Source organism: Streptomyces sp. NPDC047072 (assembly GCF_040643855.1).
Lineage (GTDB): Bacteria > Actinomycetota > Actinomycetes > Streptomycetales > Streptomycetaceae > Streptomyces.
Map to the genome: position 1 here is coordinate 36,803 of NZ_JBEYVC010000071.1, position 12,354 is coordinate 49,156.

General features: G+C 71.0%; 10 protein-coding genes. 6 read left to right on the forward strand and 4 right to left on the reverse strand.

Going from position 1 to position 12,354, the window contains the following annotated elements:
• The first annotated feature begins 31 nt into the window (after positions 1-31).
• The gene (locus tag ABZ896_RS27410) at positions 32-2,254 is read left to right on the forward strand and encodes an MMPL family transporter (RefSeq protein WP_360934505.1); all 2,223 of its coding nucleotides are present in this window, start codon (positions 32-34) and stop codon (positions 2,252-2,254) included.
• A 168-nt stretch (positions 2,255-2,422) separates the two neighbouring features.
• Here ABZ896_RS27410 and ABZ896_RS27415 read toward each other — a convergent pair whose 3' ends face one another.
• The 3 genes from ABZ896_RS27415 to ABZ896_RS27425 are packed head-to-tail and all read right to left on the reverse strand — an operon-like array spanning position 2,423 to position 5,312.
• Positions 2,423-3,016, reverse strand: coding sequence for a TetR/AcrR family transcriptional regulator (locus ABZ896_RS27415; protein ID WP_360934508.1), 594 nt, complete (start codon positions 3,014-3,016; stop codon positions 2,423-2,425).
• A gap of 29 nt (positions 3,017-3,045) precedes the next feature.
• Positions 3,046-4,137 carry a hypothetical protein gene (locus ABZ896_RS27420; RefSeq protein WP_360934511.1) on the reverse strand — a complete coding sequence of 364 codons (1,092 nt, stop codon included), beginning with the start codon at positions 4,135-4,137 and terminating at the stop codon, positions 3,046-3,048.
• Positions 4,134-5,312: a DUF4331 family protein gene (locus ABZ896_RS27425; protein ID WP_360934514.1), complete on the reverse strand. Its 1,179-nt coding sequence runs from the start codon at positions 5,310-5,312 to the stop codon at positions 4,134-4,136. Before ABZ896_RS27425 ends, ABZ896_RS27420 begins: the two co-directional genes overlap by 4 nt.
• A 274-nt stretch (positions 5,313-5,586) precedes the next feature.
• Between ABZ896_RS27425 and ABZ896_RS27430 the strand changes: the two genes are divergently transcribed.
• The 5 genes from ABZ896_RS27430 (at position 5,587) to ABZ896_RS27450 (ending at position 11,411) form a co-directional block, all read left to right on the forward strand.
• Complete coding sequence (locus ABZ896_RS27430; protein WP_360934516.1) at positions 5,587-6,195, forward strand: hypothetical protein; 609 nt, start codon at positions 5,587-5,589, stop codon at positions 6,193-6,195.
• 11 nt (positions 6,196-6,206) lie between these two features.
• Positions 6,207-7,547: a peroxidase gene (locus ABZ896_RS27435; RefSeq protein ID WP_360934519.1), complete on the forward strand. Its 1,341-nt coding sequence runs from the start codon at positions 6,207-6,209 to the stop codon at positions 7,545-7,547.
• Positions 7,548-7,571: 24 nt separating this feature from the next.
• Positions 7,572-8,660 (forward strand): catalase family protein, encoded by a 1,089-nt coding sequence (locus ABZ896_RS27440; RefSeq protein ID WP_360934522.1) that lies wholly within the window; start codon positions 7,572-7,574, stop codon positions 8,658-8,660.
• A 101-nt stretch (positions 8,661-8,761) separates the two neighbouring features.
• Positions 8,762-9,388, forward strand: a complete 627-nt coding sequence (locus ABZ896_RS27445; RefSeq protein WP_360934525.1) for a TetR family transcriptional regulator — start codon at positions 8,762-8,764, stop codon at positions 9,386-9,388.
• A gap of 103 nt (positions 9,389-9,491) precedes the next feature.
• Entirely contained in the window at positions 9,492-11,411 is a 1,920-nt protein-coding gene (locus tag ABZ896_RS27450) for a PASTA domain-containing protein (protein WP_360934528.1), read from the forward strand.
• Positions 11,412-11,588: 177 nt separating this feature from the next.
• Here the strand turns inward: ABZ896_RS27450 and ABZ896_RS27455 are convergent, their stop codons facing one another.
• Positions 11,589-12,173 carry a hypothetical protein gene (locus ABZ896_RS27455; protein WP_360934531.1) on the reverse strand — a complete coding sequence of 195 codons (585 nt, stop codon included), beginning with the start codon at positions 12,171-12,173 and terminating at the stop codon, positions 11,589-11,591.
• Between the last annotated feature and the right edge of the window lie 181 nt (positions 12,174-12,354).

The window sequence follows — 12,354 nt, forward strand, 5'->3', positions numbered from 1 at the left end:
AGCGACAATTGCGGAAGAGAGGGACACGGGCATGGCCTCACGCCTGTACACATGGGCGCGGTGGGCGGTACGCCGGCGCGGCAGGGTCGTCGCGGTCTGGCTGCTCCTGCTCGCCGTCGTCGGCGGCCTCGGGATCACCCTGCACGGCAAGGCGACCACCGAGTTCTCGGTGCCCGGGATCGAGTCCCAGAAGGCACAGGACCTGCTGGAGGAGAAGTTCCCCGAGGCGGCGGGCGGGGTGGTCCGGGTCGTCCTCGCGGCCCCCGAGGGCAGCACACTGACCGAGTCGAAGACCGCGGCCGCCGTAGAGGCGAGCCTCAAGAAGGTCGCCGCGGTGTCCGGTGTCGTGGACGTCTCCGACCCGCTCAAGGTGAAGACGGTCTCCCGGGACCTGCGCATCGGTTACGCGGACGTCCGCTTCCGCGAGCAGGCGAGCGACGTGCCCGAGAAGTCCAAGGACGCCCTGTCGGAGGCGATGGACCAGGCACGAAACGCCGGTCTCGAGGTCGAGTTCGGCGGCTCGGCGATGGAGGCCAAGACCGAGGTCGGCGGACCGGCCGAGATCGTCGGTGTGGTCGTCGCCTTCGCGGTCCTGGCCCTGGCCCTCGGCTCGCTCATAGCGGCCGGGCTGCCGCTGCTGACCGCCCTGGTGGGGGTGGCGATCGGTGTCCTGGGCGTGGAGTTCATGAGCCGGTACGTCGAGATGACGTCCACCGCCACCGTCCTCGCCCTGATGATCGGGCTGGCCGTGGGCATCGACTACGCCCTGTTCATCATCTCCCGCCACCGCGAGCAACTCGCCGACCCCGAACAGGACGTGGAGGACTCGATCGCGCGGGCGGTGGCCACCGCCGGGGGCGCGGTCGTCTTCGCCGGTGCGACCGTGATCATCGCGCTGGCGGCGCTGACGGTCACCGGCATCCCGTTCCTGACCGTCATGGGCCTGGCCGCCGCGGCCACCGTGGCGCTGGCGGTCCTGGTCGCCGTCAGCCTCGTCCCCGCCGCCCTCGGCTTCTTCGGCGAGCGGATGCGCCCACGCGACCGCCGTACCCGTACGACCCGTACGACCGAACGCGCCCCCGGCGCCTGGGGCCTGGCCTGGGCGCGTGCGGTCACCCGCAAGCCGCTGCTCGTCCTGGTCGCCGCGGTGATCGGCCTGCTCGCGCTCGCCGTCCCCGCCCGCGACCTGCGCCTCGGTCTGCCGAGCAACGCCTCGCAGCCGGTCGACAGCACCCAGCACAAGAGCTACGACCTGCTCACCGAAGGCTTCGGGCCCGGCTTCAACGCCACCTTGACGGCCGTGGTCGACCTCGACGGCGTTCCGGCCGCGGACCGCACGACGACCGTGACGCGGTTGAGGACGGCCCTCGCGGACGACCGCGGTGTGGCCGTCGCCGCCGCGCCGGTCACCAACACCGACGCGACCCTCGCCGTCATCGCCGTCGTCCCGAAGACCGGGCCCGACGCCCAGGCCACGACCGACCTGGTGCACCGGCTGCGGGAGAACGCGACCACGGTCGGGAAGGCGGGCGGCACCCTCTACATCGCGGGACAGACCGCCGCGGCGATCGACGTGGCGGGCAAGCTGTCCGACGCGCTGCCGCTGTTCATCGCCATCATCGTGATCCTGGCCCTGATCCTGCTGACCATCGCCTTCCGGTCCCTGCTGGTTCCCGTGAAGGCGGCCCTCGGCTTCCTGCTGTCCGTCGCCGCGTCCCTCGGCGCCACGGTCTGGGTCTTCCAAGACGGCCACCTGAACGGAGTGCTGGACATCCCCTCAGCGGGCCCGGTCACCAGCTTCCTGCCGGTCCTCCTCATCGGGGTGCTCTTCGGACTCGCCATGGACTACGAGGTGTTCCTCGTCAGCCGGATGCGCGAGCACTACGAGCACACCGGCGACGCCGCCGAGGCCGTCACGCAGGGCTTCGCCCGCAGCGGCCGGGTCGTCAGCGCCGCCGCGCTCATCATGGTCGCGGTCTTCGGAGGGTTCGTCTTCAACCACGACCCGATCATCAAGTCCATCGGCTTCGCCCTGGCGTTCGGCGTCTTCGTCGACGCTTTCGTGGTGCGCATGACCCTCGTCCCGGCCGCCATGGCCCTGCTCGGCCGCCGCGCCTGGGGCCTGCCCGGCTGGCTCGACCGCGTCACCCCCGACGTCGACATCGAAGGGGCGAAACTGCCGACCCGCACGGCGGAGCAGGGGGACCGGCAGGCTGCGGCCGAGGAGAAGAAGGACGAGGTCGGCGTGGGCTGAGCACCCCGGCCGTCGTAGAAGGAGCCATGAGCGAGCCCTCTGCCGAGGACGAGCAGGAAGACCAGCAGAAATGCGAGCCGTTCGAGCCCCATTACCCCCCTTACGATCCCTACGGTTCCTGCACCTGCCGGGCCCAAGGGGCCGATGAGGGTCCGGATGCCGGAGGCGCTACGGCGCCCAGGCCCGCAGCGCCGCGTCCACCACCGCGTCCACCGTGTCGTGACCGAGCCGGGCACCCACGAGAAACCGCTGGTGGACCAGCGGGCCGACGGTGGACATGGCGAACGTCTCGGCCGTGACGTCACCGCGCAGGCGGCCTCGGCCGACGGCCGTCGTGACGGCGGGGCGCAGGGCGTCGACGATCTGCGTCAGGAGGGTCCGGCGGAGGTGCTGCATCCCGTCGTCGTACTGGGCCCCGCCCAGCACGGCGGCGAGAACGGCCCCGGCCTGGGCGTCGTCGAGCCGCTCGCCGAGCTGGCGCAGGTAGTGGACCAGCTCGGCGCGCGGATCGGCACCTGAGGTGGCCCGTACGTCCTCGGGCGCAGGTGACAGGGGCGGCATGCCGGCCTCCAGCGCCGCCAGGCGGAGACCGAGCAGGTCGGGCCAGTGCCGGTAGACCGTAGCCCGGCCGACCCCGGCGCGGGCGGCCACCGCCTGGTGTGTGACGGCCTCCAGGCCGCCCTCGGTGAGCAGCGTGGTGGCCGCGGCCACCATGGCCTCGCGGCTGCGCACCTGGCGTGGATCGGCTCGCTCCTCCGGCATGGGGAACCCTTCGTGTGAGACAAGCTGCCTCACATGCTAGTCGCAGGGTGTCTGGATCCGGAGGCGTCGCGGGCCGGACCCCGGCTTGCCTCGTGGGCGCGCCGGACCAGGGCGTACGAGCGGCTGGTCGGGCGCATGACCAGGGTCTGGAGGGCGAGTTGGAGCCCTCGGTCCACATTGCCCCCGACCATGAGCCAGAAGCCGGCGGCGTGATCGGTGTACGCCTCTGGATGACGCGTCACCAGTTCCTCGTAGCGTTCCGCCGCCCGGTCCCGCCACGGCTGTGCCTCCTGAGGGCGGCCGGCCGCTCGCAGGGTGAGTGCGAGGTGCGCGGGGTACTCGGGGTCGTCGCTCGTCTCCACCAGTGGGCGCAGGCGGGCCACAGCGGTCTCGGGGTCGCCCAGGAGGAGGTCGACCTCGGCGAGATGACCGGTCGCCGGGGCATAGCCCGGCACCCGGCGCCGAGCCGTGTCGAACCAGGATCGAGCCGTGGGCAGATCGCCTTCGCGCATCCACATCACCCCGCGCCGGAAGTCGAGCTGGGCGAGAGGGAAGGGGGAGACTCCCCGGTACACGGCACGCGCCTCGTCGAACACGTGCTCCGCCTCGGCGGTCTCGCCCCGCTCCGCCTGGAGAACGGCCAGTGCCGACAGCATCGTGAAGTCGGACTGGTGGGGCGCCGCGCTCCGCAGCAGGCCATGGGCTTCGGCATGACAGCCGACCGCCTGGAGGATCGCGACCCGTTCCGCGTCCAGGGTGACCTGTGCCGCGCCGGTCCGGCCCGCCGCGTCGAGGTCGGCCATGGCCTGGGCGAACCGGTGCAGGGTCGCCCGTGTGCGGGCCCGGGCCAGCAGGGCGGCACTGTCGTCGGGCGCATTCCACACCATCTGTTCGGAGAGCTGTGCCGCCTGCTCGTAGTCGGCGACGCGGCCCAGGAGGTGTCCGCGCAGGGTCAGGAGGTCGACCAGGACCGCCTGTTGCGCGACGGCGAGCGGCGCGGCGGAGCCCGCCCGGCGTACGGGTGCCGCGACGCCGTCGATCTGGGCCGACAGGTTCACCAGGGCCAAGGTGCCGTTGGTCGTGACCGGTTCCCGGTCGGCGCGCACGGGTCGGTGCGTCACGCCGCTGTCTCCTTCCCCGGCTCCGGCTGGGCGAGCAGCGCGGTCATCACCGTCATGAGATCCGGCGGGGTCGGGTTGGGGGCCGCGAGGTAGGGGAATTCGTGCGTGGCCGGCCGGGTCGCATGGTCGACGCCGTCACTGATGCGCGGGCCGTCGACGCCGTTGACCAGCAGCGTGTACAGGGTGTCCACGATGTCGTCGTTGGGTGCCCGGCCGCCGCAGGTCGTGTGGGGGCGTCCGGCGAGCAAGGCCGTCTCGATCTCGAAGCAGCCGTCCTCGGAGAAGGGCTGGGAGAGGTCGACGACGAGGAAGTCGGCCAGGAGGAGTTCCGTCAGCGGGTGGCCGCCCCGGTCGTCCGGCGGCCAGACGCGGTCGCCGTCGAGGCGGTCGAAGAAGGCCAGGTTGGCGTCGAACCGCGCCCGGTAGGCCCCGGCGTAGTCCGGTCGTACGGCGAAGGCGTCCTCCTCGTTGTAGAGGTCGCGGATCTCCAGGTCGCTGTTGACGGGGTCGTGACTCTTGCTCGCCAGGACGACGTTCTTGATCTCGGGCCGGCCCATGCGCTCCAGGCGGACCGGGCGGCCGCCGGAGGTCACGGTCTCGCCGACGACGCCGAGCAGGGGGCCGCAGTCCAGGCCGAACACCACGTCGGGGTCGACCTCGACGACGATGCTCAGCACGTTCATCCCTTCGAGGACGTTGTCCGCGCCGGGCCGGAAGGCCAGCTTCTGTGTGGCGTCGGCGGCCAGGACGCCCGCGAGGTCGATGAAGAACGGGTCGAGTCGCGGTCCGGCGAAGATCCTCAGCCCTTCGGCCTCGGTGGGCCTCTCGTCGCCGACCTGGAAGAGGATCTGCTCGCCGCTCGGCGTCGTGCAGGTGCCTATCTGCACCGGCTCGTCGCTGCCCGGGATCTGGCCGGGCGCGGCAAAGGTGAAGTCCAGACCGTACTCGGTCTCGCCGACGGTGAAGGCGGCTCGCTCGGCCGCCCGGTCGACCGGCCGGACCCTGAAGCGGTAGGTGATCGCGTCGGAGAACAGCGCCGTGGGGGCGGCGGCCGGGAACACGTCCAGGATGAGCGCCAGACAGCCGGGGCGGTCCGGGCTGGGGAACGCGAAGACGTCGGCGACGTCGGACGCGGGGTCGAAGAGGATGCGCGGTCCGGAGAAGTGATCCGCCATCGGGAAACTCCCTCGAGTAGTGGATGGGGGTCGGTAGGCCATCTGTGAGACACAGTGACTCATAGGCAATTTGTGAGTCAACCTGTCTCACAGTGACGTGGGTCATGCGCCCCTCGCGTGGGTTGCGCGTTGACAAGCCGGGATGGCGAACTGATGATGTAATCAGTTATGCGGAGATGGTCAGACAATGGACTTCGTCCCGCTTGCGTGCCATCTCGCGAAGACCTATTTGTGACGGTATAGGCCTTACCGTCCATCCCCCAGGAGAGGTGCCATGAGCGAGCAAGCCCTGCACGCGAAGTTCCAGCAGTTCCCAGCCGCCGTCCGCGAGAAGGTCGACGCCGCACTGGCGGACGCCAAGATCGCGCTCAAGCTGAAGGCCGCCGAGGTGCTGGCCGACAAGGCGGAGATGGCCGAGCACGCCGTCACCACCGCCGGCCGGATCGGCGCCAAGAGCGGCGAGGTGTCGGAGCTGACGACGATCCTGCCGTTGAAGCCGCACGGCGCCGAGCGGCTGCGGAAGTTCTTCCACCTCGTCGGGGGGAACCTCGCGGGCGCGGGCCAGGTCGGCACGCTGCACAACATGCGGTTCGTGTTCCTCGACAACGACACGAAACTGCTGTTCGCGACCGCTTTCGACGGCGAGTGGGACCCCTACATCGACGACTTCGCCACCAAGATCCCCGAGTTCATGGACTACCTGTTCAGCAACGTCGAGGGCTGGCCGGGCATCACCTCGCCGGACGTGAAGGACTTCATCGTCAAGTACCAGCTCCCGGCGGAGGCGTGGTTCGTCGCCCACCCGAACCTCACCGTCGCGGAGGGCCACCGGCTCAGGCGGCAGGAGGCCGCCGTGCAGCGCTTCCTGTCCGACCTGAACTGAAGGCGGGCGCCATGCCTTCTCCGCTGTTCAGGCGACTGCGCCGGCCTCCCGCGCTGGACCTGGACGACATCCAGGCGACCCTGCTGCGGGCCCGGCCCGAGCCCTACTTCGGCACGCACGCGATCCTGGAGATCACCGACCCGGCGGCGGGCAGGGAGTTGCTGCGGCGGCTGGCGCCCCGGGTGACCTCGGCGGCCCGCTGGGACGAACCCCGGCCGTCCTGGCTGGCTCTCGCGATCAGCTACCAGGGCCTGGTGGCGCTGGGCTTGCCGGAGTCGTCGCTGGCCTCTTTCCCGGCCAACTTCCGTGCGGGGATGGCCGCCCGCGCCGAGCGGCTGCGCGACACCGGGGTGAACGCGTCCGAGCGCTGGGAGTTCCCCTTCGGCACCCCGCGCGTGCATGTCGCCGTCACGGTCTACGCCGCGAGCGAGGACGACTGGCGGACCGAAGTCGCGCTCTACGAGAAGGAGTTGGGCGAGGTTCCGGGCGTACGGCTGCTGTCGCACCAGGACTTCGCGGCCGACGGGTTCAACGTCTTCGGTTACCGGGACGGTTTCAGCCAGCCCGTGGTGGAGGGCAGCGGCGCCGAACCGCTGCCGGGTGACGGACGGCCCATCAAGGCGGGCGAGTTCGTCCTCGGCCACCCGAGCGAGACGGGCGTGCCGCTGCCCGTGCCGGCGCCGGACGTCCTGGGCCGCAACGGCACGTATGTCGTCTTCCGCAAGTACCACTCGCATGTCGCCGCCTTCAACAAGTGGCTGCACGACAACGCCGCCACCGAGGCCGAACGGGAGCTGCTGGCCGCCAAGTTGGTCGGCCGCTGGCGCAGCGGCGCGCCGCTCGCGCTCTCCCCGGAGCGCGACACCCCGGCGATCGGCGAGGACCCGAACCGCATCAACGACTTCGACTACTCCGCCGATCCGCGCGGACTGCGCACCCCGCTCGGCTCCCACATCCGTCGGATGAACCCGCGCGACACCCGGCTGACGGTCCTGTCCGACGTCAACATCCGCCGGATCATCCGGCGCGGCACCTCCTACGGCACCCCGCTGCCCCCGGACCGCCTCAAGGACGACGGGAAGTCGCGCGGACTGGACTTCATCGCGCTGGGCGCGCGGGCGATCGACAACGTCGAGTTCCTCCAGAGCGAATGGGTCGGTTCCGGCAACTTCATGGGCCTGGGCAAGGAGAAGGACCCGATGATCTCGCTCCAGGACAAGGGCGCCTACTTCACCGTGCCCGGCACCCCGCCGCGCCGGGTGCAGAACATCCAGTCCTTCAACACCCTGCTCGGCGGTGAGTACTTCTTCATGCCGAGCCTGTCCGCCATCCGCTGGCTCGCCGGCAGCTGACCCCCACTTCGCGCGGAGGCCGTCATGAACTCGTACGTCCGTTACAGCCCCGACCTCGAACAGCCCTTCCCCGACGAGGAGGAACTCGTCCGCCAGGTCGTCGCGGCCATGGGCAGGGCCAATCGGCAGGTCGCCGACAAGCACCGCCACGGCCTGCGCGACGCCCACGCCAAGAGCCACGGCGTCCTCGCGGGCGAGCTGCGCGTCCAGCCCGATCTCCCCGCCCACCTCGCCCAGGGCCTCTTCGCCGAACCGGCCACCTACCCGGTGATCGTCCGCTTCTCCACCGCCCCCGGCGACCTGCGCTCCGACCAGGTGCCCGTCCAGCGCGGCCTCGCGATCAAGGTGATCGGCGTCCCCGGGGCCCGCGCCCTCGACGACGGTTTCACCACCCAGGACTTCCTCCTCGTCAACCACCCCACGCTGCCCTTCGGCAACATCGCCGAGTACGCCAAACTCCAGGACCTGCTGGAGAAACAGCCCCGCCAGAGCGACCAGCAGCTCCAGCTCACCGGTACGGCCGCCCGCGTGGCCGCCAAGGCCCTCACCCGCGCGGGACGCCCGCTGCCGCCCGCCGTCGAGACACTGGCCGCCGCCAACGACCACATCCTCGGCGAGACCTTCCACTCCATGGCCGCGCTGCGCTACGGCGACCACGTGGCGAAGATGTCCGCCGCACCCCGCTCGGCGAACGTCAGGGCCCTCACCGGCAGCCACGTCGACAAGAAGGCCGGTGAGTCCGCCCTGCGTGACCTTGTCGTCGACTTCTTCGCGCACCACAGCGCCGAGTACGACCTCCGCGCCCAACTGTGCACGGACGCCGACCGGATGCCGGTGGAGGACGCGTCGGTCCTGTGGCCCGAGGAACTCTCCCCGCACCAGACCGTGGCTGTGCTGCATCTGCCCGCCCAGGACGCCTACAGCGACGCCCGCCGGCACTACGCCGACGACGTCCTCTCCTTCAGCCCCTGGCACGCCCTGGAAGCACACCGGCCGCTGGGCTCGATCATGCGCTCACGGCGTGCCGCGTATCCGGCCTCCAGTGATTTCCGCCACCGCATCAACGGCATCGACCCGCAGGAGCCCACCGACATCAAGGAGCTGCCCGCCTGACCAGGTCCCGACCGACCCCGGATGCGGTCGCGGGGCGGTCGGGACCGGCGTGCCAGAATGGAGAAGTCCATTCTCCGTTCCGGCTTCTTCGAGGTTCCGTCGTGTCCCAGTCCGTCGGCCGTGTGCCCCAGCGTCGCAACGCACGGTCCAACCGGGCACGCATCCTCGCCACCGCCCGCCAGGAACTCGGGCGGAATCCCGACGTCACCCTGGAGGAGCTGGCCCGCGCCGCAGGGGTCGTACGGCGCACGCTGTTCGGGCATTTTCCCGGGCGCGCGGCCCTGCTGGACGCGCTCGCCGAGGAGGCAGCCGAGGCGCTCCAGGCCGCCGTGGCGGACGGGGCGGGGGCGGACGAGCCGGCCGATCGGGCGCTCGCGCAGTTCTCGTTGTCGCTGTGGCCTGTGGGCGACCGGTACCGGATGCTGCTGGCGCTGGCCCGGCGGGACCTCGGCATGGACCGGGTCGCCGGGATCCTGGAGCCCGCCCGGGTGCGGGTCACGGCCATCCTGGAGCGCGGCCAGCGGGACGGACTCTTCCACTCCCACCTGCCGGCCCCTGTGTTGAGTGCCGGTCTGGAGTCGATGACGGTCGCGCTGCTGGAGGAGGTCAACACCGGGGCGCTGGAGGACGACGGCACCCGGGTGGCCGTCACCACGCTCATCGCGGCCGGTGTGGCAGAGAAGCGCGCGCAGGTCGTCGTCGACGAGGTGGCCGCCGCCGAGGGGTGAGATCGCCCTGCATTCCGTACGTGACCCCGGTGCGAAGCGCCGGGGTCTTTCCGTGTCCGCCCTCACTTCTTTAGTTACCCTCAGATGTGCAATTATCTTGGGCATGAACTTCGGCGGACCAGATGATCTGGCCTTCTCCCACCCTGCGCCGGTGGCGGTCCTCGGCGACAGGTATGAACTGCGGCTGCTGCTCGGCTCCGGAGGCATGGCCGAGGTGCACCTCGCGCACGATCTCCGGCTCGACCGCGGCGTCGCGGTGAAGACGCTGCGCACCGACCTCGCCCACGATCCGGCGCTCCAGGAGCGGTTCCGGCGAGAGGCCCAGTCCACCGCCTCGCTCAACCACCCGGCCATCGCCGCCGTCTACGACACGGGCGAACACCTCTCGTACGGGGCGCAGTTGCCGTACCTCGTGATGGAGTACGTCGACGGCACGACCCTGCGCGAGGCCCTGCACTCCGGACCGCCGATGACCGTCGAACGCGCCCTGGAGGTCACGGCCGGCGTCCTGGAGGCGCTCGCCCACTCCCACCAGCACGGCATCGTGCACCGGGACATCAAGCCGGCCAACGTCATGGTGACCTGGTCCGGCCAGGTCAAGGTCATGGACTTCGGCATCGCCCGTGACGCACGGGACATCGGCATGACCCAGACCTCCCTGGTGATCGGCACCGCGCAGTACCTGTCCCCGGAGCAGGCGATGGGGCACGCCGTCGACGCTCGTTCCGACCTGTACTCGGTGGGCTGTCTCCTGTACGAACTCCTCACCCTGCGCACGCCGTTCACCGGCGACTCACCGATGGCGGTGATGTACCAGCACGTCCAGGAGGAGCCGCGGCCGCCGAGTCTCTACAACCCCGAGGTCGGCCCCCAGGTCGACACGACCGTCCTGCGGGCACTGGCGAAGGACCCCGCGTATCGCTACCGGTCCGCGGGAGAGATGCTCGCCGCTGTCGAGGCGTGCCTCGGGGCGCGGACCGTCCTGGCCCCGGCGGTCGAGGGTGGTGACGAGGAGCCCGAGGGCGCTGACCCCGCGGAGAGCGACCGACGCGGCGCAAAGGGCGCGCTGATCGCGGTGGGGGTCGCGGTCGTCGTCGCGGCAATCGTGCTCGGCTGGTTCATGTTCGGGCGCGGTACGGCCGACGACGGCAAGGCGGACGTACCCGATCTCGTCGGACAGACCCTGGAGGAGGCCCGACGTACGGCGGACAACGTCGGGCTCACGCTCACCGTCACCGAGAAGGAGCCCTGTGCCGACCAGCCCAAGGGCCACATCTGCGAGCAGACCCCGCTCGACGGACGGCTCGACAAGGGCGAGGCCGTGTCGGTCACCGTCTCCACCGGGGCGCCGAAGGTGGAGGTGCCGGACGTCACGGACAAGGACGAGGACGACGCGTCCCGCATCCTGGAGGACAAGGGCTTCAAGGTGAAGCTCCGGCACAAGGTGGCCACCGAGGACGCCGGGACGGTCCTGGAACAGGACCCGGCCGGAGGCGAGTCGGTCGAGAAGGGCACCGAGATCACCCTCACGGTGGCCAAGGAGGCCGAGAAGGCCACGGTTCCCGACCTCACCGGCAGCACCCTCAGCGAGGCCCGCAGGCTGCTCGCCGAGCATGACCTCGAACTGGGCGATACCACCGAGGTGGAGAGCGGTGCCGAGGCCGGGACGGTCGTCGGGCAGAGCAGTACCGCGGGTCAGGAGGTCGACCCCGGCTCGTCCGTCGACGTCCGGATCGCCAGGTCGGTGCAGACCGTGCAGATCCCGACCGACATCGTCGGCAAGACACTTGCCGAGGTCCGGAGCGAACTGGGTGGCCTCGGCCTCCGGGTGACCGTCGCCTCCGGGTACTCCCAGGCCTCCGACGCCGTGGTCACGTCGAGCACCCCGCAGGCCGGGAGCGAGGCCGAGGCGGGCAGCACGGTGGCCGTCGTCACCGAGGAGCCCCAGGACACGTCGTCGGACGACGGAACACCGGCCGCCGACACGGCGACCACGCCGGCCTCGACGACAGACGGCCAGTAGGGCGTCGCCGACACCGAGTCCCACCGTCCTGCCCGTACCGAGACCCGCGCGCCGAAACAGCCCCGTTCATGCGGCAGTACGGGCAGCTGCCGGTGCGAGGAGGGCACAGGCCTCCCGGCTCGCAGTGCCGAGTCCGATCACGGCCTCGGCCACCTCGGATCCCATCTCCACCTGGCGTCACAGTTCCCGCGGGGCTGCGGAGATGTGCCCGCCGTCCGCGAACCGCCGCTGCGCGATGTCCAGGTCGCGCAGCCGGCCGTCCAGACACGGGTCGGCCGTCAGCCGGGACACGTACGCGTCGATCCGGGCGGCCAGACGCGCGCTCAACCAGGCCCCACTGGTCTCCAGCAGCCTGCCGCGTACGGTCGTGTCCAAGAACGACCAGTGCGCCGCACCTTCCCCCACCACCGACACCACCGCGCCGCCCGGACGCACCGCGGCACGGAACTCCTCCTGCGCGTGTTCCAGCGTCCCGTCTGTGAGCTGCCGGCGGACCGCGGCGAGAGCGCCGTCGTCCCGGTTCGGCTTCCAACCCTTGAGTGCCGCCTGCGCAGTCCGCTCCATCGCCGGGAGCGCGGCGGACCCGCCTTCAAGACGAGCCCCGGGCCCGGTGACCAGCCGGGGCACGGGCGCGGCGGAATCACCGGCCACCCGCGTGGCCGGATGCCGCCCGGTACGTGCTTCCACCACCCCGGCCTGCACCATCGCGACCCGGTTGAGGAGCATGAGGGCCAGCGGGACGCCGAACGAGGCGGCCGTCACGGACGAGAAGACCCGCCCGACTCGGCGTCAAGCCGGCGGTCGCGAACCGAGCCGCTTTTCCGTAGCCACCTCGGCCACCCGGGGGCGGACATACGCCGGAGAGTAACAAAAATGAAGTCAGTTCAGTATCGGACGGTGGGGTGGTGATCGTGCGTGAGCGATGGACCCGGAAGGCGCTTCG

Excerpts from the sequence above, each read along its gene's own strand:
- ABZ896_RS27410 (WP_360934505.1), top strand. The coding sequence starts at position 32 with ATGGCCTCACGCCTGTACACATGGGCGCGGTGGGCGGTACGCCGGCGC.
- ABZ896_RS27415 (WP_360934508.1), bottom strand. The coding sequence starts at position 3,016 with ATGCCGGAGGAGCGAGCCGATCCACGCCAGGTGCGCAGCCGCGAGGCC.
- ABZ896_RS27425 (WP_360934514.1), bottom strand. The coding sequence starts at position 5,312 with ATGGCGGATCACTTCTCCGGACCGCGCATCCTCTTCGACCCCGCGTCC.
- ABZ896_RS27430 (WP_360934516.1), top strand. The coding sequence starts at position 5,587 with ATGAGCGAGCAAGCCCTGCACGCGAAGTTCCAGCAGTTCCCAGCCGCC.
- ABZ896_RS27435 (WP_360934519.1), top strand. The coding sequence starts at position 6,207 with ATGCCTTCTCCGCTGTTCAGGCGACTGCGCCGGCCTCCCGCGCTGGAC.
- ABZ896_RS27440 (WP_360934522.1), top strand. The coding sequence starts at position 7,572 with ATGAACTCGTACGTCCGTTACAGCCCCGACCTCGAACAGCCCTTCCCC.
- ABZ896_RS27450 (WP_360934528.1), top strand. The coding sequence starts at position 9,492 with ATGAACTTCGGCGGACCAGATGATCTGGCCTTCTCCCACCCTGCGCCG.